Annotated in this window: 27 protein-coding genes; 14 read left to right on the top strand and 13 right to left on the bottom strand. The window is 72.3% G+C overall.

The window, feature by feature from the left end:
- Positions 1-32 precede the first annotated feature (32 nt).
- The 3 genes from RI578_RS32835 (at position 33) to RI578_RS32825 (ending at position 1,869) form a co-directional block, all read left to right on the top strand.
- On the top strand, positions 33-752 hold the full coding sequence (locus RI578_RS32835) for an FCD domain-containing protein (RefSeq protein ID WP_310874433.1): 720 nt from the start codon (positions 33-35) through the stop codon (positions 750-752).
- Positions 753-916: 164 nt separating this feature from the next.
- Positions 917-1,405: a Rieske (2Fe-2S) protein gene (locus RI578_RS32830; protein WP_310874432.1), complete on the top strand. Its 489-nt coding sequence runs from the start codon at positions 917-919 to the stop codon at positions 1,403-1,405.
- Positions 1,402-1,869, top strand: a complete 468-nt coding sequence (locus RI578_RS32825) for a pyridoxamine 5'-phosphate oxidase family protein (RefSeq protein WP_310874431.1) — start codon at positions 1,402-1,404, stop codon at positions 1,867-1,869. Before RI578_RS32830 ends, RI578_RS32825 begins: the two co-directional genes overlap by 4 nt.
- 22 nt (positions 1,870-1,891) lie before the next feature.
- On the opposite strand, the gene RI578_RS32820 is transcribed toward RI578_RS32825, so the two are convergent.
- Positions 1,892-2,794: a LysR family transcriptional regulator gene (locus RI578_RS32820; RefSeq protein ID WP_310874430.1), complete on the bottom strand. Its 903-nt coding sequence runs from the start codon at positions 2,792-2,794 to the stop codon at positions 1,892-1,894.
- A gap of 74 nt (positions 2,795-2,868) precedes the next feature.
- On the opposite strand from RI578_RS32820, the gene RI578_RS32815 reads away from it, so the two are divergent.
- Entirely contained in the window at positions 2,869-3,861 is a 993-nt protein-coding gene (locus tag RI578_RS32815) for a DMT family transporter (RefSeq protein WP_310874429.1), read from the top strand.
- 177 nt (positions 3,862-4,038) lie between these two features.
- Here the strand turns inward: RI578_RS32815 and RI578_RS32810 are convergent, their stop codons facing one another.
- Complete coding sequence (locus RI578_RS32810; protein ID WP_310874428.1) at positions 4,039-5,376, bottom strand: aminotransferase class I/II-fold pyridoxal phosphate-dependent enzyme; 1,338 nt, start codon at positions 5,374-5,376, stop codon at positions 4,039-4,041.
- 35 nt (positions 5,377-5,411) lie between these two features.
- Between RI578_RS32810 and RI578_RS32805 the strand changes: the two genes are divergently transcribed.
- Positions 5,412-6,104: a pyridoxamine 5'-phosphate oxidase family protein gene (locus RI578_RS32805; RefSeq protein WP_310874427.1), complete on the top strand. Its 693-nt coding sequence runs from the start codon at positions 5,412-5,414 to the stop codon at positions 6,102-6,104.
- A gap of 196 nt (positions 6,105-6,300) precedes the next feature.
- Here RI578_RS32805 and RI578_RS32800 read toward each other — a convergent pair whose 3' ends face one another.
- The 3 genes from RI578_RS32800 to RI578_RS32790 form a co-directional block, all read right to left on the bottom strand.
- Positions 6,301-7,242 (bottom strand): EamA family transporter, encoded by a 942-nt coding sequence (locus RI578_RS32800; protein WP_310874426.1) that lies wholly within the window; start codon positions 7,240-7,242, stop codon positions 6,301-6,303.
- A gap of 191 nt (positions 7,243-7,433) precedes the next feature.
- A complete protein-coding gene (locus RI578_RS32795) occupies positions 7,434-8,438 on the bottom strand; it encodes an EamA family transporter (protein ID WP_310874425.1) in 1,005 nt (334 codons plus the stop codon).
- 106 nt (positions 8,439-8,544) lie between these two features.
- Positions 8,545-9,084 carry a Clp protease N-terminal domain-containing protein gene (locus tag RI578_RS32790; RefSeq protein WP_310874424.1) on the bottom strand — a complete coding sequence of 180 codons (540 nt, stop codon included), beginning with the start codon at positions 9,082-9,084 and terminating at the stop codon, positions 8,545-8,547.
- Between the two features lie 221 nt (positions 9,085-9,305).
- Here RI578_RS32790 and RI578_RS32785 point away from each other — a divergent pair, with 221 nt between their 5' ends.
- Complete coding sequence (locus RI578_RS32785) at positions 9,306-9,473, top strand: hypothetical protein (protein WP_310874423.1); 168 nt, start codon at positions 9,306-9,308, stop codon at positions 9,471-9,473.
- 103 nt (positions 9,474-9,576) lie between these two features.
- Here the strand turns inward: RI578_RS32785 and RI578_RS32780 are convergent, their stop codons facing one another.
- Entirely contained in the window at positions 9,577-10,227 is a 651-nt protein-coding gene (locus RI578_RS32780) for a PadR family transcriptional regulator (protein WP_310874422.1), read from the bottom strand.
- Between the two features lie 207 nt (positions 10,228-10,434).
- Between RI578_RS32780 and RI578_RS32775 the strand changes: the two genes are divergently transcribed.
- Positions 10,435-11,244, top strand: coding sequence for a PhzF family phenazine biosynthesis protein (locus RI578_RS32775; protein WP_310874421.1), 810 nt, complete (start codon positions 10,435-10,437; stop codon positions 11,242-11,244).
- Positions 11,245-11,298: 54 nt separating this feature from the next.
- Here RI578_RS32775 and RI578_RS32770 read toward each other — a convergent pair whose 3' ends face one another.
- Together RI578_RS32770 and RI578_RS32765 are read right to left on the bottom strand one after the other, a co-directional pair.
- Positions 11,299-12,105, bottom strand: a complete 807-nt coding sequence (locus RI578_RS32770) for a type II CAAX endopeptidase family protein (protein ID WP_310874420.1) — start codon at positions 12,103-12,105, stop codon at positions 11,299-11,301.
- Between the two features lie 135 nt (positions 12,106-12,240).
- Positions 12,241-13,758, bottom strand: a complete 1,518-nt coding sequence (locus tag RI578_RS32765) for a glutamate--cysteine ligase (RefSeq protein WP_310874419.1) — start codon at positions 13,756-13,758, stop codon at positions 12,241-12,243.
- A gap of 553 nt (positions 13,759-14,311) precedes the next feature.
- Between RI578_RS32765 and RI578_RS32760 the strand changes: the two genes are divergently transcribed.
- Both RI578_RS32760 and RI578_RS32755 read left to right on the top strand, forming a co-directional pair.
- Positions 14,312-14,896 carry a hypothetical protein gene (locus RI578_RS32760; protein WP_310874418.1) on the top strand — a complete coding sequence of 195 codons (585 nt, stop codon included), beginning with the start codon at positions 14,312-14,314 and terminating at the stop codon, positions 14,894-14,896.
- Between the two features lie 286 nt (positions 14,897-15,182).
- A complete protein-coding gene (locus tag RI578_RS32755; protein ID WP_310874417.1) occupies positions 15,183-15,386 on the top strand; it encodes a DUF5999 family protein in 204 nt (67 codons plus the stop codon).
- Positions 15,387-15,524: 138 nt separating this feature from the next.
- Here the strand turns inward: RI578_RS32755 and RI578_RS32750 are convergent, their stop codons facing one another.
- Genes RI578_RS32750 through RI578_RS32730 form a run of 5 tightly spaced genes read right to left on the bottom strand, consistent with a single transcriptional unit; the run spans position 15,525 to position 20,251 of the window.
- Positions 15,525-16,193, bottom strand: coding sequence for a potassium-transporting ATPase subunit C (locus RI578_RS32750; protein WP_310874416.1), 669 nt, complete (start codon positions 16,191-16,193; stop codon positions 15,525-15,527).
- A 5-nt stretch (positions 16,194-16,198) separates the two neighbouring features.
- A complete protein-coding gene (gene kdpB, locus RI578_RS32745) occupies positions 16,199-18,337 on the bottom strand; it encodes a potassium-transporting ATPase subunit KdpB (protein WP_310874415.1) in 2,139 nt (712 codons plus the stop codon).
- Positions 18,337-20,013: a potassium-transporting ATPase subunit KdpA gene (gene kdpA / locus RI578_RS32740; RefSeq protein WP_310874414.1), complete on the bottom strand. Its 1,677-nt coding sequence runs from the start codon at positions 20,011-20,013 to the stop codon at positions 18,337-18,339. The genes kdpB and kdpA overlap by 1 nt, the downstream gene beginning before the upstream one ends.
- An 8-nt stretch (positions 20,014-20,021) precedes the next feature.
- Positions 20,022-20,111 (bottom strand): K(+)-transporting ATPase subunit F, encoded by a 90-nt coding sequence (kdpF, locus tag RI578_RS32735; RefSeq protein WP_109004339.1) that lies wholly within the window; start codon positions 20,109-20,111, stop codon positions 20,022-20,024.
- Positions 20,108-20,251, bottom strand: a complete 144-nt coding sequence (locus RI578_RS32730) for a hypothetical protein (RefSeq protein WP_310874413.1) — start codon at positions 20,249-20,251, stop codon at positions 20,108-20,110. Before RI578_RS32730 ends, kdpF begins: the two co-directional genes overlap by 4 nt.
- A 156-nt stretch (positions 20,252-20,407) precedes the next feature.
- Here RI578_RS32730 and RI578_RS32725 point away from each other — a divergent pair, with 156 nt between their 5' ends.
- From RI578_RS32725 to RI578_RS32705, 5 genes are all read left to right on the top strand, one after another.
- The gene (locus tag RI578_RS32725) at positions 20,408-20,803 is read left to right on the top strand and encodes a helix-turn-helix transcriptional regulator (RefSeq protein ID WP_310874412.1); all 396 of its coding nucleotides are present in this window, start codon (positions 20,408-20,410) and stop codon (positions 20,801-20,803) included.
- Positions 20,804-21,007: 204 nt separating this feature from the next.
- A complete protein-coding gene (gene modA, locus RI578_RS32720; RefSeq protein ID WP_310874411.1) occupies positions 21,008-21,841 on the top strand; it encodes a molybdate ABC transporter substrate-binding protein in 834 nt (277 codons plus the stop codon).
- Positions 21,838-22,647, top strand: coding sequence for a molybdate ABC transporter permease subunit (gene modB / locus RI578_RS32715; protein ID WP_310874410.1), 810 nt, complete (start codon positions 21,838-21,840; stop codon positions 22,645-22,647). Before modA ends, modB begins: the two co-directional genes overlap by 4 nt.
- 71 nt (positions 22,648-22,718) lie before the next feature.
- Positions 22,719-23,786 (top strand): ABC transporter ATP-binding protein, encoded by a 1,068-nt coding sequence (locus RI578_RS32710; RefSeq protein ID WP_310875916.1) that lies wholly within the window; start codon positions 22,719-22,721, stop codon positions 23,784-23,786.
- A 26-nt stretch (positions 23,787-23,812) separates the two neighbouring features.
- On the top strand, positions 23,813-24,232 hold the full coding sequence (locus RI578_RS32705; protein ID WP_310874409.1) for a TOBE domain-containing protein: 420 nt from the start codon (positions 23,813-23,815) through the stop codon (positions 24,230-24,232).
- Positions 24,233-24,290: the final 58 nt, after the last annotated feature.

Raw genomic sequence — 24,290 nt, 5'->3', positions numbered from 1 at the left:
CCACCGGCACCTTTCACACCGAGGAGAACCGCATGGCGTCCTATTCCGGCCGCGGCGTGCACGGACAGGTCGTACACAAGCTGGGCGCGCGCATCGTGGGAGGGGAGATCGCGGAGGGCGAGATCCTGGACATCGGCGCGCTCGGAGCGGAACTGGATGTGAGCCTGACCGTCATGCGGGAGGCGTTGAAGGTTCTCGCGGGCAAGGGACTGACCGACGCACGGCAGAAGCGCGGCACCTTCGTCCGGGAGCGAACGCATTGGAACCTCCTCGACGCCGACGTGATCCGCTGGCGGATGGAAACGGGCGACGGCGGCCAGTTGCTGCGCGACCTCTCCGACGTACGCTCCATCGTCGAGCCCGCCGCGGCGCACCGGGCCGCCCTGCACCGCACCGCCGCCGACCTGGCCGCCCTCGAAGCCGCCCTCGAAGCCATGGGGCGGACCCGCACGGACCCCACCGCGGCCGCCGAGGCGGACGTGGCCTTCCACCGGGCGCTGCTCGCCGCCACCGGCAACGAGCTGCTCCGCAGGATGGACATGCTCCTGGAGCCCGGACTCAGGGAACGCGACCGCATGGTCCACGCGCACGCCGACGCCGACGACCCCGTCCCCAGCCACCGTGCCGTCCTCGACGCGATCCGGGACCGGGCCCCGACACGCGCCGAGTCCGCCATGCTGGACCTGCTGGCCAAGGCGGCCGAAGACCTCGACCACCTCACCCGCGCTCCGGAAAGCACGGCTCGGTCCTGAGTTCCGGCACGGGTTCCGACCGGCCGACAGCGAAACGACAGCCGTGTTTTACGCCCGCCCGACCGCCGGCACGACAGCATCAGGGCACGGTCTGAACAGCACGTGCCCCGGGGCCGTACCTCTCGGCAGATCATCACGCGTCCACCCCGGAAGGGAACCCCAGCATGACCAGCGCATCCTTTCACCCCGCAGCGGGACCGGCTCGTCGTACCGTCGTGGCGGCGGCCGGAGCGGCGGGGCTCGCCGTCGCGCTGACCGCGTGCGGCGGCTCGGACGACGACGCGTCGAGCGACACCGGCGCCGCTCCCTCGGCCCCCTCGTCCGACTCGGCGGGCGACGGCGGTTCGGGCGGCGAGAACGCCGGAGCGGCGCTCGCGGCGACCGCCGACATCCCCGAGGGCGGCGGGAAGGTCTTCGCCGACCAGAAAGTGGTGGTCACCCAGCCCGCGGCGGGCGAGTTCAAGGCGTTCTCCGCCACCTGCACCCACCAGGGATGCGCCGTGAAGAGCGTGTCCGACGGCGTCATCAACTGCCCCTGTCACAACAGCAACTTCTCGATCACCGACGGCAGCGTGCAGAGCGGTCCGGCGCCCAAGCCGCTGCCCGCCGTGCAGATCACGGTCAGCGGGGACTCGATCCAGTTGGCCGGATGACCGTCACTCAGCGCCGGGGCCGGAAGATCATGATGACGCCCGGCGAGCTGGACGAGTTCCTCACCGCCCAGCGCACCTGCCGGGACGCCACGGTCTCGCCCGACGGCGCACCGCACGTGAGCACGCTCTGGTTCGCCTGGGACGGCTCCTCGATGTGGCTGTACTCGGTCGTGCGCAGCCGGCGCTGGACGGAGCTGCGGCGCGACCCCCGGGTGGCGATCGTGGTGGACACCGGCGAGGAGTACGACGAGTTGCGGGGCGCGGAGCTGTCCGGCCGGGTGGAGTTCGTGGGCGAGGCACCGCGCACCGGCGAGCTGTACGCCGAACTCGACTTCCCCGAAACGCTGTTCGCCCGCAAGAACTTCGGCCTGGAGGAGATGCCGCACGACGGCCGGCACGCGTGGCTGCGGCTGACGCCCGAGAAGGTGGTCTCCTGGGACTTCCGCAAGCTGTCGGCACCGTAGGAGGCGTTCGGGGCGCGCCCCGTCAGCCGAGCTGCGCGGCCGCGGTACGCAGGGCCTCCACCGCCGCCCGGATCGACGGGCGGCGGTCGGCGTCCGCGCGCCAGACGACGTACACGTGCCGGCGCACCCGCTGCTTCAGCGGTGCCGTGACGACCTCGGCGGGCATCGGGTGGCGACCGAGCAGCGGCGCGATGCACACACCGAGCCCCGCGGCGACCAGGCCCAGCTGGGTGTGGGTCTCGGCGGCGCGGTGGCCGACGATCGGCTCGATGCCCTTCGAGCGCAGTGTGAACATCAGCCACTCGTGGCAGAACTCGCCCTCGCCCCACGTGATCCACTCGTCCTCGGCGAACTCGGCGAGGTCCACCTCGTCGCGGCCCGCGAGCCGGTGGCCGACCGGCATGGCCACGTCCGCGGGGTCGTCCAGGAGCGGCGCCTTGACCAGGCCGTCGGGCAGTGGCATCGGCTTGTTGTACCAGTCGAGCACGACGGCGAGGTCGAGGTCTCCGCGCACCACGCCGTTGATGCCGCGCTCCGGCTCCAGCTCGCAGGAGCGGATGCGCAGCGCGGGATGCTGGGTGCGCAGGGCGGCCAGCGCGCCGGGGAAGAGTCCGCGGGCGGCCGTCGGGAACGCCGACAGCCTCAGCTCGCCCGCCACCTGCCCGCGCTGGGCCTCCAGGTCGGCCTGGGCGAGTTCGACCTGGGAGAGGATGCGGGCCGCGTGCTCGGCGAGCAGCCGACCCGCGTCCGTGAGCCGCACGCCCCGCCCGTTCTTGGCGAGCAGCTGCTGACCCGCCTCGCGCTCCAGCTTGGCCATCTGCTGGGAGACGGCCGAGGTGGTGATGTGCAGGCCGACGGCGGCGCCGCTCACCGATCCGTGCCGGGCGAGGGCGTCGAGGGTGCGCAGGCGCTCCAGGTTCAACATGTAAGCAATGCTACGAGATACTCCGCGCAAAATCTCGATTGTGCTACGAGGTTGGCTGCATCATCGTTGCCTGCATGAGCAGCAGTGTCGCGCCCTCCCCCGCAGCCCGCCGCGCCTTCGACTGGCGGCTGCGCTTCGGGCTCCTCTCCCTCGTCTGGGGTTTCAGCTTCCTCTTCATGAAGGTGGGGACGGAGAGTTTCGCCCCGTTCCAGGTCACGCTGGGGCGGCTGGTGTTCGGCACGGCCGTGGTCGCCGTGGCGATGGCGGTGAAGCGGGAGCGGCTGCCGCGCGGGACGTGGACCTGGGTCCACCTGGCGGTCGCCGGGTTCCTGCTCAACGCGCTGCCGTTCTCCCTGTTCGCCTTCTCCGAGCTGACGATCCCGTCGTCGCTCGCGGGCATCTGCAACGCGACCTCGCCGCTGTGGGGCATGGCCCTGTCGCTGGTCGCCCTCTCCGAGGACCGGCCGACGCGGCGGCGGGTGGCCGGCCTCGGCATCGGATTCCTCGGCGTCCTGACGGTGCTGGGTGTCTGGCAGGGCTTCCACGGCCTGGACGTCACGGGCACGGCGCTGGCCCTGCTGGCCTCGCTCAGCTATCCGGTCGGCTGGATCTACGTCCGCCGCACGCTGGCCGGCTCCCGCCACTCCCACCTCTCGCTGACCGGCGCCCAGTTGGGTCTCGCCACGGTGCAACTGGCCGCCGTGACGCCGCTGTTCACCTCGATGCCGGCCGACTTCCCGGTCGTGCCCCTGCTGGCGGTGGCGGCGCTGGGCATCCTGGGCACCGGGCTCGCCTTCCTGATCCAGTACGACCTGGTGGCCGAGGTCGGCCCGACGACAGCACAGATGGTCACGTACTTCACCCCGGTCATCGCCACGGCCGCGGGCGTCGCGCTGCTCGGCGAGTCGCTGTCCTGGTCGACGCCGGTCGGCGCGGCGATCGTCCTCGCGGGTGCGGCGCTGACCCAGGCACGGCCCGGGGCCGCCACGGGCACCGCGGAGCCGGTCCGCCGGACACGGGAGCGCGACAAGGCCACGACGCAGGCGAGGACGCCGGCGGACACATAGCGGACGCCGGGGGCACACAGGCGGGACGCCGGGGGCCACACAGGCGGGACGCCGGGGGCCACACAGGCGGGACGCCGGGCACACAGGCGGGACGCCGGGGGCCACACAGGCGGGACGCCGGGCACACAGGCGGGACGCCGGCGGGGACGAAGGCCACGACGCAGGCGGACCCACGCGTCAGACATAGCTCCGCAGCGGCCCCGCCCCCGGCCCCACCGCCGCCGCGACCGCGTCCGCCAGAGGGCCGGCGTCCCGCTCCGTCAGCGTCGAGACGGTGACGCGGATGCCGGGCGGGGCGCTCACGCGGAAGCGGGCGCCGGGGGCCACGGCCCACCCGGCGTGCAGCAGCCGGGCGACGGCGCCGGTCTCGTCCGGCACCGGGATCCACACGTTCATGCCGCTGCCCCCGTACGCGGCGATCCCGCGCTCCGCGAGGGCGCCGAGCAGGGCATCCCGGCGCCGCCCGTACGCCGCCGCCACCGCGTGCGCGTCCACGGAGCCGTCCGCCCACAGCCGGGCCACGGCCCGCTGGGTGATGCGGCTGACCCAGCCGGGGCCCAGCCGCTGCCGCCCGCGCACCCGGTCCAGCGTGACGGCGTCCCCGGTGAGCACGGCGAGGCGCAGGTCGGGGCCGTACGCCTTGGCGGCCGAGCGGACGAACGCCCAGCTGTGCGTCGTACCGGCGAGGGGGTGCAGGGGCAGGTCGACGATGCGGTGGCCGTGGTCGTCCTCCACCAGCAGCGTCCGCGGGTGCTCGCGCAGCACGGACCGCAGGGCACGCGCGCGCGTGGCGCTCACCGCGGCGCCCGTCGGGTTCTGCGCGCGGTCCGTGACGACCAGGGCGCGGGCGCCGGCCGCGAGGACCCGCCGTACGTCGTCGGGCAGCGGCCCCTCGTCGTCGACGCCGACGGCGACCGTGCGCAGGCCGAGCGCGGGGACGAGGTCGAGGAGGCTGCCCCAGCCCGGGTCCTCGACGGCGACGGCGTCGCCAGGTCTGAGGTGGGCCGCCAGCACCCGTTCCATGGCGTCCAGCGAGCCGGACGTGACGGCCACGGGTCCGTCCGGCACCCCGTCGGCGTCCAGTCCGGCGCGTGCGAGGCGCACCAGTTCCGGTTCCACGGGCGCGTGCCCGTACAGGACGGGCTCGCGGTCGCCCTGTCCGGCCGCCGCGGCGAACACGGGCCCCAGCGCGGGCAGCAGCGCCGGGTCCGGGTTGCCGTCGGACAGGTCGCGCACGCCCTCCGGCACCTCGACCCGGATGAACTCGCGCCCCGTGGTGGCCGGTTTCGAGCGCACCCGGCTGCCCCGGCGCCCGGCCGTCTCGATGACCCCGCGCTCGCGCAGGGTGCGGTAGGCGGCGGCCACGGTGTTCGGGTTCACCCCGAGCAACTCCGCCAACTCCCGCATCGGCGGCAGCGGTTGCCCCGGCTCCAGCTCTCCCGAGGCCACCGCACGCTCGACGCTCGCGGAAATCTCCGCTGCGCCCCGCCCTGTGATCCGATACTCTCCTAGCACAAAGCCGATTATGCACTAGTGCAATGGAGAGCGCCATGCAGGGGACCACACGGACGCAGCCGCCGTCGCAGCCCGCCACCGCCTACACGCCCACCGACCGCACCGTCCCCACCCGCTCCCCCGACCGGGCCTCCTACGACAAGGAGCTGGTGCACTCGATACTCGACGAGGGCTACGTCTGCCATCTCGGCTTCGTCCGCGACGGCTCCCCCGTGGTGCTGCCGACGCTCTACGGCCGGGTGGGCGATCGGCTCTACGTGCACGGCTCGACGGGCTCCCGCCCGCTGCGGATGACGGGCGCGGCCGACCCGGGCCTGCCGGTGTGTCTGACGGTGACGCACGTGGACGCGCTGGTGCTGGCCCGCTCGGCCTTCCACCACTCGATCAACTACCGGTCGGTGGTCGTGCACGGCACCGCGTACGAGGTGACGGACCCGGAGGAGAGGCGCACGGCCCTGGACGCCCTGGTCGACCACGTCGTACCCGGCCGCTCCGCCGACTCCCGGCCGGCCAACAAGAAGGAGCTGGCCGCCACCGCCGTGATCCGCCTCGACCTGGACGAGGTCTCCGCCAAGCTCCGCACCGGCGGCGTGAACGACGAGCCGGAGGACCTCGCCCTCCCCCACTGGGCCGGCCTGGTCCCGCTGCGCAAGGGGTACGACGCCCCGGTCCCCGACCCGGGCCTGGCCGCCGGGACGAAGCTGCCCGACTACCTCTCGGCCCCGTGATCCTGGTCCGTCCCCGGGACGCGCCGCCCGTCTCGTGGACGACCCGGCCGAGAAGGCCGACCCGCCCGACCGCCAGTTAGGCCACTTCCAGCCGGAGGGTGGCTCCGCGCGGGCCGCGCGGCGGCGGGCGAGGCACCCGAAGACGGCCCCCTGCCCTGCGGGGAGGGGGCCTCTCTCGTCGAGAGGCCCCCCGCCGTCACGCCGGCGCCGGCCGCGTCCGTCTCTGCCGGGTCTCCGCCACCGCGAGCCCCGCGACCGACCCGAGCATCAGCAGCGTTCCGGCCAGCGTCGCCGCGGTGAGGTGCTCGCCGAGCAGCAGGACGGCCAGCGCCGCCGCGCTGACCGGCTCCAGCAGCATGATCACGGAGACGGTGGCGGACCGGACGACGGCCGCGCCGGCGAAGTAGAGCCCGTAGGCGAGGGCGGTCGGGACCGCGGCGACGTAGGCCAGCAGCCACAGCAGCCGGACCGGCTCGTCGGTGTGCGGCAGCAGGCCCTCCGCGAGGGCGAGCGGCAGCAGGCACAGGCTGGTGACGGCGAACGCCCCGACGGACGTACTGGCGGCGTCCGCCCCGCCGTCGCGCCCCCACCAGCGGGTGAGCAGGGTCATCACCGAGTACCCGGCCGCGGACAGCAGCGCGAGCAGTACGCCCGACACGCGGACCGTCGTGCTTCCGTCGCCGAGGACGAGCACCACGAGCCCGGCGAGCGCCCCGACCACGGCGGCGGCCCCGCCGCGGCCCAGCTGCTCCCCGAGGGCGAGGCGCGCGCCGAGCGCGATCAGCACCGGGCCGGCGCCGAGGGTGACGATGGTGGCCACGGCGAGCCCGGTGGACTGTACCGCGGCGAAGTAGGCGGTCTGGAACACCGCGAGGCCGAGGCCGGTGACGGCGGCCCGCAACGCCTTGCGGCCGAACGGCTCGCGTACGGCCGGGCGTGCGGGCCGGCGCAGCGGCCGGACGGCGAGCAGCAGGACGAGCCCGGCCGCGCAACGCCAGAACGACAGGGCGACGGGCCCCATGTCGCTGGCCCGGTAGACCAGCGAGGCGGCGGCACCGGCGGTGCCCCAGGCGACACCGGCGATGATCAGATAGAGGAGGCCACGCCCGACGGGCAGGCCTGAGACGGCATTCGACACGAGTTCTCTCCGCAGACGCGCACAGGGCGCGGAAGTTCGAAGCGGCCCCGGAGGAACCGGGAGCGCGGGGACTGCGTCTGCGGGCAGCATCGTCCGGCCCGGCGGCAGCGCGCCGGGCTGATCCGGAGGGGCCCGCCTCTCAGGCGGTCGGAGGCGGGAGGACGAGTGCGTCGGAATGCATGATCGGTACCCTAGGTCGCCGTTCCCCTGCTGGACAACTCCCTTTCGGTTCCGCCGCTCGCCACCGGGTCCGCGGAGCCCTTCGCCGGCGTCGACGACTGCGCGATGAAGGCGCCCACCAGGACCACCACGCCGCCGATGATCTGCGGGGCGGAGAGGTGCTCGCCGAGCAGCACCCAGGCCAGGACGGTCGCGATGACCGCTTCGAGGCAGGCCACGACGCCCGCGACCTGCGGGGACAGCCGGCGCACGGCGACGATGCCGGTGACGTAGGCGAGGACCGTGGCGATGAGCACGATCCAGGCCAGCAGCAGGGCGGCGGCGACGGGTGTGCCGTCCATGGGGACATCGTGGGTGAGGAGGGACCAGTCCATCGACCAGGGGCGGGCGACGACGGTGAGCACGGCGGCCCCGACGAGCAGGCCGTAGGCGATGACGCCGAGCGGGTCGGGCGCCTCGTCGCCGGCGTCGCTGCCCTGGTCGGACAGGACGAAGTAGCCGACCTGGCAGCAGGCGGCGCCGAGCGCGAGGAGCAGTCCGAGGGCGTCGAAGCCCAGCCCCGACCAGACCTCCACGACGCAGGCGAGTCCACCGACCGCGAGGACCACGCCGAGCGCCGCCGCCCGCGTCACCGGCCGCCGCTGCACGAACCGCACCCAGCCGAGGACCAGCGCGGGCGCCAGGTACTCGACGAGCAGCGCGACGCCGACGGGGATACGGGAGATCGCGGCGAAGTAGCAGGCCTGGACACCCGCAACGGCCAGCAACCCGAAGCCGGCGAGCAGCCCGGGCCGTCGGCGCAGCAGCGCGCGGTGGCGCACGGCGAGCGGCAGCATGACCAGGGCCGCGCCGGCCACGCGCAGCCACACCACGTGGAGCGGGTCGAGTCCCGCCTCGATCAGCGGCTTGGCCGCGACCCCGGACCCTCCGAAGGCGACCGCGGACGCGAGCGCCAGGCCGAGCCCGGCGCCCTTGCCGCGACGGCCGCGAGCACTGTCAGACGTATGCACCGGCACATGATGACAGGGGACGACATGACCGTCACCCCCAATGACACCTGTCTCACCGACTGGACGGCCGGGCCGGTCCCGGCTTCGGGGACGGGGGCTTCGGGTTCAGGGTTCAGGCTGTCGGCTCGAAGTGGTTCTCCACGCGGGCGAGCACCGTGCGCGGCTCGACGGCGGCGCGGCCGAGCACCTCGACGGCACGTGCCTGCGGGTCCGTGACGAGGGCCGCGAGCAGGTCGACACCGCAGGCCCGGTCCACTCCGCGCCGGGCGGCACGGGCGCAGGCAGCTTCCATGGCCGCGGCGGCCAGCGGCGAGAAGCCGGCACCTCCGGTCACCACGGGTACGGCGCCGGAGTCCTCCACGGTGCTCTGCCAGCGCAGGCCGTAGCCGATGCTGCGCTGCACGAGGTAGCCGAGCAGCCGGACTACCTGGGGTCCCTCGCCCAGGACGGCGCGGGCATCGGGGTCGTACTCGAGGAGGGAGTGCAGCAGATGGGCCGTGTCGATCTGCCGGTCGCCGTCCCGCACCGCCCTGCGGCGGGCGCCGGTGACCACCGATGCCAGTCCTTCGCTGAACCGGGCATCGAGATCGGTGCCGTCCGGACGCCGGCCGTTCTGCTCGCCGGCCGACTGCCGGGGGATACGGGGTTGCACATCCCCTAGCCCATCAGCATCTCCAGAGCGGGTCATCCCCGAGGGGAAGCATCTTCGCGTCCCACGCAGAGTGGACGCACCGGGCCGGAATCTCCTCCTTGCGGATGAGATCAAGCCGTTTCGCCCCGCCGGGCGCGCGCCCCCTTGCCAGGCGCCTCCTTCGGGCAACCGAAGCGTGCCGTCGCGGGTCCAACACGGGTATGAGGAGCAGGTGCTGGCTCGTGGCCCTGCCGGCGGTCGACGGCAGGCAGTACGTGTACCGGGTGTACGCCCCGGCGGAGGCGCTGCTCGCCGACCTGTTCTGGGAGGCGTGGCACTGCCACGACGAGAGCGCCTTCCCGCGCGCGTGGGACCTCTTCGACGCGGCGGTGATACGGCGGGTCGACTGAGCGGGCCGAGAGGGCGGACCGACTGGGTCCACCGAGCGCGCCACACGCGAAGGTGCCCCGTGGATCACTCCGCAGGGCACCTCGCGACGACGGCCGTACCGGGTCAGTCCTCGTCGGCGAGGATCAGGTACAGCTTCTTGCGGGCGTCACCGATGACGGCGAGCGCCTTCTCCCGCTGCTCCTTGCTGCCGGTCTTCCAGACCTGACCGAAGGCCTCCATCAGGCCGAAGCCGGCCTGCCTGATGTCGTTCAGGGCCTCCCAGTCGACGCCCCGCGAGGCCTCTTCCCAGGGAGCCTCCGGGCCTTCCTCGGCCGCGGTCCGGCCCGCCTCGGTGAGCGCGAACAGCTTCTTGCCGCCCTCGCTCTCGCTGGCGATCAGACCCTCGTCCTCCAGCAACTGGAGGGTGGGATACACCGAACCGGGGCTGGGCTTCCACGCCCCGCCGCTGCGCTCGGCGATCTCCTGGATCATCTCGTAGCCGTGCATCGGCCGGTCCTTCAGCAGGGCCAGGATCGACGCCCGCACGTCGCCGCGCCGTGCCCTTCCCCTGGGACCGCCGCGTCCGCGGCCTCCCCAGGGCCCTCCGTGGCCGAATCCCGGCCCGAAGGGACCGCCGGGGCCGCCACCACCGGGGCCGCCCGGCCCGAAGGGACCGAAGGCCGCACGCCGGCCGTCGAAGCCGCCGTGACCGAAGGGGCCACCGTCTCCGTGGCCGTGTCCACCGTGTCCACGCTCGTATCCGTGGTTACGCATCGCCATCACTCCATCCAGTCTTTGATCGGTCGCGTATCAATCGCGATGCCTCAACGATATATCGGAAAGTACCGACTGGCAAGCCCTCCCGGTGCTGCCTCCGCCGACGAGCGTCCGCCGTCGTCATGACCGCCCGGCAGGAAATCCGGTCCAGATCTCACGAATTGGCCTTGGTCCGCGGATTCGTGGAGCGTCTAGCGTCGGGGCATGCGCATCCGAATCGTCGACGCCTTCACCGACCGGCCCTTCGCCGGCAACCCCGCCGGGGTCCTGCTCCTCGACGCCTTCCCGGACGACGACCGGCTCCAGAAGGTCGCCCTGGAGGTCAACCACGCCGAGACCGCGTTCGCCCACCGCCTGCCCGAGGGCGGCGAGGCCGACTGGGCGCTGCGCTGGTTCACCCCGGCCACCGAGGTCGCGATGTGCGGCCACGCGACGCTCGCCACGGCCCACGTCCTGCACACCACCGGCGCCCACGAGGGTGCGGTGCGGTTCGCCACCCGCAGTGGTGTCCTCGTCGCGACGCCGGGCGAGGACGGCTCGATCACCCTGGACTTCCCCACCGCGCCGCTCACCCCGGTCGAGGCCCCGAAGGGCGTCGCCGAGGCCCTGGGGACCGAGCCGCTCGCGGTCCTGGACACCGGGCCGGACATCGGGGACCTGCTGGTCGAGGTCGCCGACGAGAAGACGGTCCGCGGCCTGACCCCGGACCACAAGGCGCTGGCCGCGTACTCCGAGCGCGGCATCATCGCCACCGCCCGTGCGGAGGACGCCGCCCGCGGCTACGACTACGTCTCCCGCTGCTTCTTCCCGAACGTCGGCATCGACGAGGACCCGGTCACCGGCAGCGCCCACACGGCCCTCGCGCCCTTCTGGTCCGAGCGCCTCGGCCGCCCCTGCCTCACCGGGATGCAGGCCTCGCCCCGCTCCGGCCGGGTCCGTACGGAGCTGCGCGGCGAGCGCACGCTGCTGAGCGGGCGCGCGGTGACGGTGATCGAGGGTGAGCTGCTGGCCTAGGCCCCGGCAGGGTGGAGGGGACGCGGCGAAAGGCTGCCCGTCGTCCCCTCCCCGTCACGCCGTCGGCAGCCAGTCCACCTTCCCGGCCAGCAGCGCGTAGCCCACGAAGGCGCCGATGTCGAGCAGCGAGTGCGCCACCACCAGCGGGCCCACGCGCCCCCACCGGCGGTACAGGTACACGAACACGACGCCCATCACCATGTTGCCGATGAAGCCGCCGATGCCCTGATAGAGGTGGTACGAACCGCGCAGCACCGAACTGGCCGCGAGCGACGCGCCCGGGCTCCAGCCGAGCTGGTCGAGCCGGCGCAGCAGGTAGCCGACGACGATGACCTCCTCCAGGACGGAGTTCTGCACCGCCGAGAGGATCAGTACGGGGTACTTCCACCACACCTCGGGCAGGGCCTCGGGCACCACGGTGAGGTTGAAGCCGAGGCCCCGGGCGGCCAGGTAGAAGGCGATGCCGGTGCTGCCGATGACGGCGGCGACGACAGCACCGCGGCCCAGGTCCGGCCACGGACGGGTGCGGTCGAAGCCGAGGGCGCGCAGGCCGCTTCCCTCCCGCAGCAGGAAGTGCGCGACCAGGGCGACCGGGACGAGCGCCGTGGTGATCCCGAAGAGCTGCCAGGCCAGGTCCAGCCAGGGACGGCCGGGCGCGGCGGAGGCGTTGAGGGTGGCCGCCTGGTCCTTGAGCCCACCGGGCCGGGTGACCGAGCCGATGAAGCTGATGAGGGCGGACACCCCGCTGGCGCCGAGCGACAACGCCAGGACGAGCAGCGTCTCGTCACGCAGGACCCGTCGCGGGAGCCGCTCCTGAAGCTTCTGAGGGAACGAATCGTCCACCGGGCCCGCCTCCGCCATGCACACCTGCCTCCAGCTGGACGTCACAGCTTGCCCGATCAGTATGAGGCGACGCGCGGCGGGGGCGCCCCGGCGCGGTCCGGCGCCGGTACGGTCGCCGACGCCCGCCCGGCCCTTCCCCGGCCCCGCCGGGTATCAGCCCAGCGGCACCGGCTCCGGCAGGCCCACCGGCCACAGGTGCACGGGATCGCCCTCGCGCATGAGCTCGACGTAGCGGCGGGTCGTGGCGGCCAGCGCGGCCTCCCGGGACCGGCCGGCCTCCAGCGCCCGGTGGAACGTGGCCGCCTGCCAGGACGCGCCGTTGACCCGGCGCCGGCACCGCTCCTCGATCACGCCGAGGTACAGGTCCCGGTCGGCGGGCTCCACGCCCCACGCGTCGAGACCGGCCTCGGCGAGCGGCAGCAGTTCGTCGCGTACGAGGACGGCGGCGTCGACCTCGGTGGTGCCGCCCAGCCGGCCGCGCTTGGGCCACTCGAAGCGGGCGTCGATGCCGTGCCGGCACGCCGCCTCGAAGTTGGCGGCGGCGGCCTCGAACGGCAGCCGGGTCCACAGCGGCCTCGGCTCCTCGGCGAGCGCGCGCACGACGCCGTAGTAGAAGGCCGCGTTGGCGATGACGTCGGTGACGGTGGGCCCGGCGGGCAGGACGCGGTTCTCCACGCGCAGGTGCGGGACGCCGTCGGCGATGTCGTAGACCGGGCGGTTCCAGCGGTAGACGGTGCCGTTGTGCAGGACGAGTTCGGAGAGCGAGGGCACGCCGCCCGCGTCCAGGACCTCCAGCGGGTCCTCGTCGTCGCAGATCGGGAGCAGCGCCGGGAAATAGCGCCGGTTCTCCTCGAACAGGTCGTACGCCGAGGTCACCCACCGCTCGCCGAACCAGGTGCGCGGCCGGACGCCCTGGGCCTGGAGTTCGGGCGGGCGGGTGTCGGTGGACTGCTGGAACAGCGGGGGCCGCGACTCCCGCCACAGCTCGCGGCCGAACAGGAAGGGCGCGTTGGCGCCGACGGCGATCTGCGCGGCGGTGACCGCCTGGGCCGCGTTCCACACGTCGGCGAAGCGGTCCGGGGTGACCTGGAGGTGCAACTGCACCGAGGTGCAGGCGGCCTCGGGAGCGATGGACTTGGAGGTGCAGGTCAGGCGCTCGACACCCTCGATGTCGAGGGTGAAGTCCTCGCCGCGGGCGGCCACGATCTGCTCGTTGAGGAGGGCGTACCGGTCGACGGCGGAGAGATTGGACGAGACCAGGTCGTCCCGGTCCAGCGTCGGCAGAATGCCGATCATCGCGATTCCCGCATCGACCTCGCCGGCCTTGCGGTCCGCATACGCCAGCGACGTACGGATCTCCTCGGCCAGACGGTCGAATACCCGGCCGCCCAGCCGGTGTGGAGCGATGTTGACTTCCAGGTTGAACATGGCGAGTTCTGTTTGGAAGTCACGGCTCGCGATGCGCTCCAGGACTTGCGCATTCAACATTTTCGGCATCCCGTCGGCACCGACGAGATTCAATTCGATCTCCAGCCCCATCAGGTTCTTCGGGCGGTCGAACCGCTTCTCCGCCAGAAGTCGCTCCAGACCCGTCAGGCACCGCTGGAGCTTCTCGCGGTAGCGCTGGCGATCGGACAGGTCGAACTGACCTGCCACGACCTTCTCCCCCATGGAAGAGTCCCTTCTCGGAGCGGTGATTCGAAGATCCGGCCGCCGGGGGCCGGTCAGGTGGGATGATGCCCAGCCGAAGCGATCGATAACGTCCCCGCACCGGCCCGGCACCCGCTACGCTGTGCCGATGTGACCGGTGGCACATTCACCGGGCATGTCACGTCGAGCAGTTTCCACGGCCGGTAAGTCGTGAAAATCGCCGACGACAATTGGCCGACCGCTCGGTGAACATTCCCCGAGGTCACCGTCGTACACCCGGCGCGAAATCCGGATGATTCCCGCATATCGACGGCCGAATGCAACCTTGTACTGGTTGCCGGAATCAGCTAGCCGAAACACAGTCTGAACACATGTCGTATAAACTCCGCGGACAAGGCAGATGACCGGCGCCCACGGTCGATGAATCCTGCCGTCGAGCTGACGCGCGGCAGGCCTCACCCCCTTCTCGGTTCCCGGACCCCGGCCTCTGCCTCCCCAGCCACGTGAGCTGACAGCGTCCCCGCCCCCGCTCCGCCCTCGCGCCACCGTGCCTTCGAATGAGAGGCGACCCATCATGCCCCTGCATGTCCCCCCGGCTCCCGCGCCCGCCCTGCGCTCCGTTCTCACCGCCCTCTCGTCTCCCACCGCGGTCCGCGAGGCCCGGACCCCGTCCCTGCTCGGCGCCCAGGGACCCGCCACGCCCGAACTGCCGCTGCCCGTGCACGTCCTGGACCGGATCACGGCGGAGGGCGTGGCGGTGACGCGGCTGAGCGGGTGGCGGTTCCTGATCCGCTGCGGCGACCGCGCGGTGGCGGCGGCGGAGACCATGCTGACCCCCGACGGATGGGCGTTCTCGCACTTCTTCGAGGGCCCCTACGTCGCCTCGACCGAGCACGCGCTGCGCCAGGCCGAGTCGGTGCCCCAGGCCTACCAGCCGCGTCTGCTGTCGGTCCCCGGGCTCTACATGCTCACGCTGTGGCTGCACGGCGACCGCACCGCGGACGCCGCCGCCGGACACCCCGCGGCCACCGACCTGCTGGTGCCGCTGGCGCCGGCCCCGCCCGGCATCGCGGCCCACCGGCCGCACCGGGTCTCCGAGCTGCTGCCGGTCCTCACCCACCGGGTGACGCCGACCCGGCTGCTGCGCTCCCCCGCCTGACCGGCCCTCTCCCGCCGGCCGCCTCCCGACCCGGGCGGACTAGCCCCATAGGGCCATGCCGAACCATCCGAAGTGACAGTGCAGTTGAGCTGAACCGTCCGCGCGGGTGACGCGTCATCAACCTGTGAGAAGCGGTGCTGCGAAATACCTGCGGATCGAGGCCCGTGGGGCAACACTGGGTTCGGACCGACTTACACAACGGGGGGCGGCCATGAACGAAGCTTCACGCCGCGGGACAGACCAGACAGCGACCTCACCCGACTCAACAGACCGAGAGACCCCACTCATGTGCCAGCACCAGCCACCGTGCCCGTCAGTCGACTCCGCCGACCGGGAATCCGCCCGCCTCGTGGCGCACCACCCGGAGCAGGGTTGGAGCCTGCTGTGCAACGGCGTCGTCCTCTTCGAGGACACCGGTGAGCTCCTGCCGGACGGCCAGGTCATCGCCCCGCACCGCCCTGGCGGTGCGGGCCTGATGAGCGCCGCCTGAGCACAGGCCGGGCGGGGTGTCTCCACTCCGCCCGGTGATGCGCGGGGCCGGCCCGCAGACATCGTCTGCGAACCGGCCCCCGACGCGTGTCCGGCTCCCGCCCTTCCGTGCCCCGCCGTCACATGCCGGCGCTCCCGCTCAGCTCTTCGCCGTGAGCTCCTTGAGGGCGATGTTCAGTTCGAGGACGTTGAGCCGCGGCTCGCCGATGAAGCCGAGGGTGCGGCCCTCGGTGTGCCGGTCGACGAGCCCCTGGACCTTCGCGACGGGCAGGCCGTTCTCCTGGGCGACCCGGGGAACCTGCAGCTCGGCGTAGTCCGGCGAGATGTCCGGGTCCAGTCCCGAGCCGGACGAGGTCACCGCGTCGGCGGGGATGTCGGACCGCTCGACGGGGTGGCCGGGGACCGAGTTGTCCTTGATCACGGCGGCCTGCGCCGCCCTCACCTGCTCGACCAGCTCCGGGTTGTCGGCGGCCAGGTTGGTGGCGCCGGACAGGATCAGGCGGTACTGGGTGTTGAGGGTGTTCTCCCCCAGACCGTTGGCCGGGCGGCCCTGGAACCACTTCAGGTCGGGTTCCGGAGTCTCCTGCCCCGGTTCCAGCGGCAGGTTGTACGACTGCCCGATCAGCGAGGAGCCCACGACGCGGCCGTCCGCCGAGACTTCCGAGCCGTTCGCCTTGCCGTTGAACAGCGCTTGGGCGACGCCCGTGACCACCAGTGGGTAGATGACGCCCGTGACCAGGGTCAGCACGAGGAGGGCACGCAGGCCGGCCCCGAGCAACCGGGCGGTGTTCGATACCGAGTTGTTCATGGCGGTCAACCGATTCCGGGGATGAGGGACAGGACCATGTCGATGATCTTGATGCCGACGAAGGGGGCGACCAGTCCGCCCAGGCCGTAGACCGCGAGGTTGCGCCGCAGCATCCGGTCCGCGCTCATCGGCTTGTACCGCACACCGCGCAGGGCGAGCGGCACCAGCACGACGATGATCAGCGCGTTGAAGACGACCGCCGACAGGATCGCCGAGTCCGGCGAGGACAGGCGCATGATGTTGAGCTTGTCCAGGCCCGGGTAGACCGCCGCGAACAGCGCCGGGATGATCGCGAAGTACTTGGCGACGTCGTTGGCGATGGAGAACGTGGTGAGCGCGCCCCGCGTGATGAGGAGCTGCTTGCCGATCTCGACGATCTCGATGAGCTTGGTCGGGTTGGAGTCGAGGTCGACCATGTTGCCGGCCTCCTTGGCGGCCGACGTGCCGGTGTTCATCGCCACCCCGACGTCGGCCTGCGCGAGCGCGGGCGCGTCGTTGGTGCCGTCGCCGGTCATCGCGACCAGCTTGCCGCCGGCCTGCTCGCGCTTGATCAGGGCCATCTTGTCCTCGGGCGTGGCCTCCGCGAGGAAGTCGTCGACGCCCGCCTCGTCGGCGATCGCCTTGGCCGTCAGCGGGTTGTCGCCCGTGATCATGACGGTCTTGATGCCCATCCCCCGCAGTTCCTCGAACCGCTCCCGCATGCCCTGCTTGACGACGTCCTTCAGGTGGACGACCCCGAGGACTCGGGCCCCGTCACCGTCCTCGACGGCGACCAGCAGTGGCGTACCGCCCACCTCGGAGATGCCGTCGGCCAGCCGCTCGGTGTCCTCGGCGACCTCGCCGCCGCGCTCGCGCACCCAGGCGGTCACCGAACCGGCCGCTCCCTTGCGGATCCTGCGGCCGTCGACGTCCACGCCGGACATGCGGGTCTGCGCGGTGAAGGAGATCCATTCGGCGCCGGCCAGCTCGCCCTGGTGCCGCTCGCGCAGCCCGTACCTCTCCTTGGCGAGGACGACGACCGAGCGGCCCTCGGGCGTCTCGTCGGCCAGTGAGGAGAGCTGGGCGGCGTCCGCCACCTGAGCCTCCGTCGTACCGCGCACCGGCACGAACTCGGCCGCCTGCCGGTTGCCGAGCGTGATCGTGCCGGTCTTGTCCAGCAGCAGCGTGGAGACGTCACCGGCCGCCTCGACGGCACGGCCCGACATGGCCAGCACGTTGCGCTGGACCAGGCGGTCCATGCCCGCGATGCCGATCGCGGAGAGCAGGGCGCCGATCGTGGTCGGGATCAGGCAGACCAGCAGCGCCACCAGGACGACCATCGTCAGTTCGGTGCCCGCGTAGTCCGCGAACGGCGTCAGCGTGGCGCAGGCCAGCAGGAAGACGATGGTGAGCGAGGCGAGCAGGATGTTCAGCGCGATCTCGTTCGGGGTCTTCTGCCGTGCCGCGCCCTCGACCAGGTTGATCATCCGGTCGATGAAGGTCTCGCCCGGCTTGGTGGTGATCCTGACGACGATGCGGTCGGAGAGGACCTTCGTCCCGCCGGTGACGGCGCTGCGGTCGCCGCCCGACTCGCGGATGACGGGCGCCGACTCACCGGTGATGGCCGACTCGTCGACCGAGGCGACACCCTCGACGACGTCGCCGTCGCCCGGTATGACGTCTCCGGCCTCGCAGACCACCAGGTCGCCGACGCCCAGCTCGATGCCGGGGACCGTGCTCCCGTCCACCCGGCGGGCGATCGTGCCGGTCTTGGCCCGGCGCAGCGTGTCGGCCTGGGCCTTGCCCCGGCCCTCGGCGACGGCCTCCGCCAGGTTGGCGAAGAGCACGGTCAGCCAGAGCCAGGCGCTGATGGTCCAGCCGAACCAGTCACCGGGGTCCGTGAAGGAGAAGGCGGTGGTCAGCACCGAGCCGACCCACACCACGAACATCACGGGCGACTTGACCATCACCCTCGGATCGAGCTTGCGGAACGCCTCGGGCAGCGACGCGACCAGTTGCGCGGGGTGGAAGATCCCTCCGCCGACGCGGCCCTCGGCGGACGGGCGGCCGGTGGGTACGTCGCTGTGCGGTGCCCGGTTCTCGGTGGCGGCGGTGGAAGTGGCTGTGGACATGGAGTCCTCGTGCTTCTGTGTACGAGCGGTCATCACGCCAGCCCTTCGGCCAGCGGGCCCAGGGCCAGCACCGGGAAGTAGGTGAGACCGACGATGATCAGGATCGCGCCCACCAGCAGGCCGGTGAACATCGGCTTCTCGGTGCGCAGGGTGCCCGCGGTCGCCGGCACCGGCTGCTGCCCGGCCAGCGAGCCGGCCAGCGCCAGGACGAACACCATCGGCAGGAAGCGGCCGAGCAGCATCGCGAGCCCGGTCGTGGTGTTGAACCAGTCGGTGTTCGCGTTCAGGCCGGCGAAGGCCGAGCCGTTGTTGTTCGCGGCGGAGGTGAAGGCGTACAGCACCTCGGAGAAGCCATGGGCGCCGGGGTTGAGCATCGAGTTCGGCGGCGTCGGCAGGGCCATGGACAGCGACGTGAACACCAGTACCAGCGCCGGAGTGATCAGGATGTAGACGGCCGCCAGCTTGATCTCACGGGGGCCGATCTTCTTGCCGAGGTACTCCGGTGTGCGTCCGACCATGAGCCCCGCGATGAACACGGCGATGATCGCCATGATCAGCATGCCGTAGAGACCGGAGCCGACACCGCCGGGCGCGATCTCGCCCAGCATCATGCCCAGCATGGTGATGCCGCCGCCGAACCCGGTGTACGACGAGTGGAAGGAGTCGACGGCGCCGGTGGAGGTGAGCGTCGTGGTCACCGCGAAGATCGACGAACCGCCGACCCCGAAGCGCAGCTCCTTGCCCTCCATCGCGCCGCCGGCCGCCTGGAGCGCGGCGCCCTGGTGGGCGAACTCGGTCCACATCATGAGGGCGACGAAGCCGACCCAGATGGTGGCCATGGTCGCGAGGATCGCGTAGCCCTGGCGCACCGAGCCGACCATGACGCCGAAGGTCCGGGTCAGGGAGACCGGGATGAGCAGGATCAGGAAGATCTCGAACAGGTTGGTGAACGGCGTCGGGTTCTCGAAGGGATGGGCGCTGTTGGCGTTGAAGTAGCCGCCGCCATTGGTGCCCAGCTCCTTGATGACCTCCTGCGAGGCGACGGCGCCGCCGTTCCACTGCTGCGGGCCGCCCAGGCCGTGTCCATTGAAAAACTGGCCGACCTCGTGGATACCGGAGAAGTTCTGGATGACTCCGCAGGCGACCAGCACGAGCGCGCCGAGGACGGCCAGTGGCAGCAGCACGCGGATGACCCCGCGCACCAGGTCCGACCAGAAGTTGCCCAGCTCCCCGGTGCGAGCGCGGGCGAAGCCCCGCACGAGGGCGACGGCCACGGCCATGCCGACCGCCGCGGAGACGAAGTTCTGCACGGCGAGACCGGCGGTCTGCACGACGTGCCCCATCGTCTGTTCGCCGTAGTACGACTGCCAGTTGGTGTTGGCCACGAACGACGCGGCGGTGTTGAAGGCCTGCGCCGGCTCCACCGAGTCGAAGCCGAGCGAGCCCGGCAGGACACCTTGGACGCGCTGGAGCAGGTAGAGGAAGAGGACACCGGCGAAGGAGAAGGCGAGCACGCCGCGCAGGTACGCGGTCCAGCGCATCTCCGTGTCCGGGTCGGCACCGATGCCCTTGTAGATCCACTTCTCGACCCGCAGGTGCTTGGGCGAGGAGTAGACCCGGGCCATGTGGTTGCCCAGTGGGGCGTGTACGACAGCCAGTGCGCCGATGAGGGCGAGCAGCTGGAGCACGCCGGCGGTTACGGGACCCATGGGAACTCTCAGAACCTCTCCGGGAAGATCAGGGCGAGGACGAGATAGCCCAGCAGGGCGACGGCCACGAGCAGGCCGACGATGTTCTCGGCGGTCACAGCTTCGTCACCCCCTTGGCGATGAATGCCACCAGCGCGAAGACCGCGATCGTGGTGACGACGAAGGCCAGATCGGCCATCGTGAGCTCCTGGAGTGGGGTTCGGTTGCGACTAGGACGCTTCGAGCAAACCCCTGCCACGACCGGAAGCGACCACCGTTGACGGGTCCCATACGGTGGTCTGTGCCCCTTTGACGGATCTCTTACGAGGGTGTCGTGGGTGCTCACGGCGCGGTCGAGGTCGAGGGTCGGCCCCGCGTCACCCCCACGTCCGCCCGGCGCCCTATCGTGACCGGCATGCAGTCCTACACGATCGGCCAGGCGGCGCGGCTGCTCGGCGTCAGTCCGGACACCGCCCGCCGCTGGGCCGACGCGGGCCGGATCACCACCCACCGCGACGAGGGCGGGCGGCGGCTCGTCGACGGGCGCGACCTGGCCGCGTTCTCGGTCGACCTGGCCCGGTCCGGCGGCGCCGACGAGGAGACGCCGTACACCTCGGTCCGCAACGCCTTCCCCGGCATCGTGACCGCGATCAAGCTCGGCGACGTGGCGGCCCAGGTCGAGATCCAGGCCGGCCCACACCGGCTCGTCTCCCTGCTGACCCGGGAAGCGGTCGAGGAACTCGGGCTGGAGGTCGGCATGGAGGCCACCGCCCGCGTGAAGTCGACGAACGTCCACATCGACAGGGCCTGACCCGACGCCACCGTCGGTCCGTACGAACGCACATGCCAGGCATTTCTCAGTACTGGCTGGCTCATGCGATGCGACAGCAGACTTACTCCTCGCAGATGCGGAAGTATGATCGACGCAACGGAGAGCCCGCCGTGCGCCCGGTCGCCCAGCCCGGCCGCGGAGCCCGTCGGACTCCCGCCCCAGACGCCGAGGGAGTGGCCCGTGATGACCCGTTCCGTGTGCAGGACCCGCCGCAGCCGCCGGAGCCTGCGAGTGAGCGGTGCGGGAGCCGCCGCGCTGCTGGCCCTGAGCGCGTGCTCGTCGTCCTCCGGCTCGGATGCGGACTCGGACTCCGGTTCCTCGTCGTCCTCCTCGGCGAAGGTCTCCGGCCAGGTCACCGTCTTCGCCGCCGCCTCACTCAAGGAGAGCTTCACGACGCTCGGCGAGCGGTTCGAGAAGCAGCACCCGGGCACCGAGGTCACCTTCAACTTCGCCGGCAGCGACACCCTCGCCGCCAGCGTCACCGGCGGCGCCCCGGCGGACGTGTTCGCCTCCGCCAGCCCCGGGACGATGGCCGCCGTCACCGACGCCGGGGCCACGGACGGCGCCCCGTCCACCTTCGTGCGCAACCAGCTGGAGATCGCCACCCTCCCGGGCAACCCCGACAGGATCTCGTCCTTGAAGGACCTCACGGGCTCCGGGCTCAAGGTCGTGCTGTGCGACAAATCGGTGCCGTGCGGCGCCGCGGCACAGAAGGCGCTGGAGGCCGGCGGCCTCCGGCTCACCCCGGTCTCGTACGAGCAGGACGTCAAGGCCGCCCTGACCAAGGTCGAGCTGAAGGAGGCCGACGCCGCCGTCGTCTACAAGACCGACGTGAAGGCGGCCGGTGGCAAGGTGACCGGCGTGGACTTCCCCGAGTCGGCCAAGGCGGTCAACGACTACCCGATCGCGCTCCTCAAGGAGGCGCCCAACGCCGACGCGGGCAAGGCCTTCATCGAGCTGGTGAAGTCCGCCGAGGGACAGCGGGTGCTGACCGCGGCCGGGTTCCGCACGCCATGAGGAAACCCCACGGAGCCAGGACCGGCGCCCGCATGGTGCCGGTCCCCCTGCTGGTACCCGCCCTCGTCGGCCTGGCGTTCCTGCTGCTGCCCCTGATCGCCCTGCTGGTACGGGCACCGTGGCGCGACCTGCCCGGCCAGCTGGCCAGCCCGGAGGTGTGGCAGGCCCTGCGGCTGTCGCTGCTGTGCGCCACGTCGGCGACCGCGTTGAGCCTCGTCGTCGGCGTGCCGCTGGCCTGGCTGCTGGCGCGCACGGAGTTCCCCGGCCGCGGCTTCGTCCGCGCGCTGGTGACGCTGCCGCTCGTGCTCCCCCCGGTGGTGGGCGGCGTGGCGCTCCTGCTGGCGTTCGGGCGCAACGGCGTCATCGGGCAGTGGCTGGACGCGTGGTTCGGGATCACGCTGCCGTTCACGACGACGGGTGTCATCCTCGCGGAGACGTTCGTGGCGATGCCGTTCCTCGTCATCAGCGTGGAGGGCACCCTGCGCGCCGCCGACCCGCGCTTCGAGGAGGCCGCCACGACGCTGGGCGCCTCCCGCTTCACCGCGTTCCGCCGGGTCACGCTGCCGCTGATCGCGCCGGGCATCGCGGCGGGCGCCGTCCTGGCCTGGGCGCGGGCGCTGGGCGAGTTCGGGGCGACGATCACGTTCGCGGGCAACTTCCCGGGCCGGACCCAGACCATGCCGCTGGCGGTCTATCTCGCCCTGCAGAACGACCCGGCGGCGGCGATCGCCCTCAGCCTGGTGCTGCTGGCCGTCTCCATCGCCGTACTGGCCGGTCTCCGGGACCGCTGGATGAGGGCATCATGACCGGCGTGGACGAGGCGCCCGACCGGCCGGACGAGGACGACATGACCGACACCGACGGACCGACCACCGCCATGGACTCCACCCACGGCCACGCGCCCGACGGCGGCCTCGACGCCCGGCTCGTCGTGGACCGCGGCACCTTCCACCTGGACGTCGCGCTGACCTCCGCGCCCGGCGACGTCGTCGCCCTGCTCGGCCCCAACGGCGCCGGCAAGACCACCGCCCTGCGCGCGCTCGCCGGCCTGGTCCCGCTCGCCGACGGCCACCTGCGCCTCGACGGCGTCGCCCTGGACCGTACGCCGCCCGAGTCCCGCCCGGTCGGCGTGGTCTTCCAGGACTACCTGCTCTTCCCGCACCTCACCGCGCTCGACAACGTCGCGTTCGGTCCGCGCTGCCGGGGCGCGAGCAAGGCCGAGTCCCGGGCGCGGGCCGCCGCGTGGCTGGACCGCATGGGCCTCGCCGACCACGCGGGCGCCAAGCCGCGCCGCCTCTCCGGCGGTCAGGCCCAGCGCGTCGCACTCGCCCGCGCCCTGGCCACCAACCCCCGGCTGCTGCTCCTGGACGAGCCCCTCGCGGCGCTGGACGCCCGCACGCGGCTGGAGGTACGGGCTCAGCTCCGCCGCCATCTCGCCGAGTTCGAGGCCGTGGCCGTACTGGTCACGCACGACCCCCTGGACGCCATGGTGCTGGCCGACCGGCTGGTGGTGGTCGAGAACGGCAGGGTCGTCCAGGAGGGCGGCCCCGCCGACATCGCCCGCCGGCCGCGCACGGACTACATCGCGCAGTTGGTCGGCCTCAACCTCTACCGCGGGCGGGCCGACGGCCACACGGTCCGCCTCGACGCCGGCCCGGCCATCACCACCACCGAGGACCTCTCCGGTCCGGTTTTCGTGGCGTTCCCGCCGGGCGCCGTGACGCTGTACGCGGAGCGCCCCACGGGCTCCAGCGCCCGCAACCTGTGGCACTGCGAGGTCGCCGGGCTGGAGACCCACGGCGACCAGATCCGCGCGGACCTCACCGGCGAACTCCCGCTCGCCGCCGACCTCACCACGGTCGCGGCGGCCGAGCTCGGCCTCCACCCGGGCGCACCGGTGTGGGCGACGGTCAAGGCGACGCAGACACACGCATACCCGGCATGACGCCCCGATCGGGCTACGGTGCCCTCATGAGCCTGAGCATCCGCAACCAGCTCCCCGGCACCGTCACCGCCGTCACCCCGGGCGAGGCCATGGCGACGGTCAGGGTCCGCCTCTCGGGCGGCCAGGACCTCACCGCGGCGATCACCCGGGAGGCCGCCGACGACCTCTCCCTCACCGCCGGGACCGAGGTCCGCGCCCTGGTGAAGTCCACGGAGGTGTCCGTGGCGACCGGCCGCGTCGAGGGCCTGTCCATCCGCAACCGGCTGCCCGGTACGGTCACCGCCCTCACCGCCGGCGACGCCATGGCCTCCGTCCGGGTCGCCGTCGAGGGCGCCGAACTGACCGCCGCGATCACCCGGGAGGCCGCCGACGACCTGGGGCTGTCCGTCGGCGTTCCCGTCGTCGCGCTGGTCAAGTCGACGGAGGTGTCGCTCGCCACCGCGTGAGACACGACATGAGACACGGCGAGAGGCTCCGTGCCAGGCCGTCCCCGGCCTGGCACGG

The organism is Streptomyces sp. BB1-1-1, assembly GCF_031597775.1.
GTDB lineage: Bacteria > Actinomycetota > Actinomycetes > Streptomycetales > Streptomycetaceae > Streptomyces > Streptomyces thinghirensis.
This window is presented reverse-complemented; position numbering and strand designations above follow the sequence as displayed.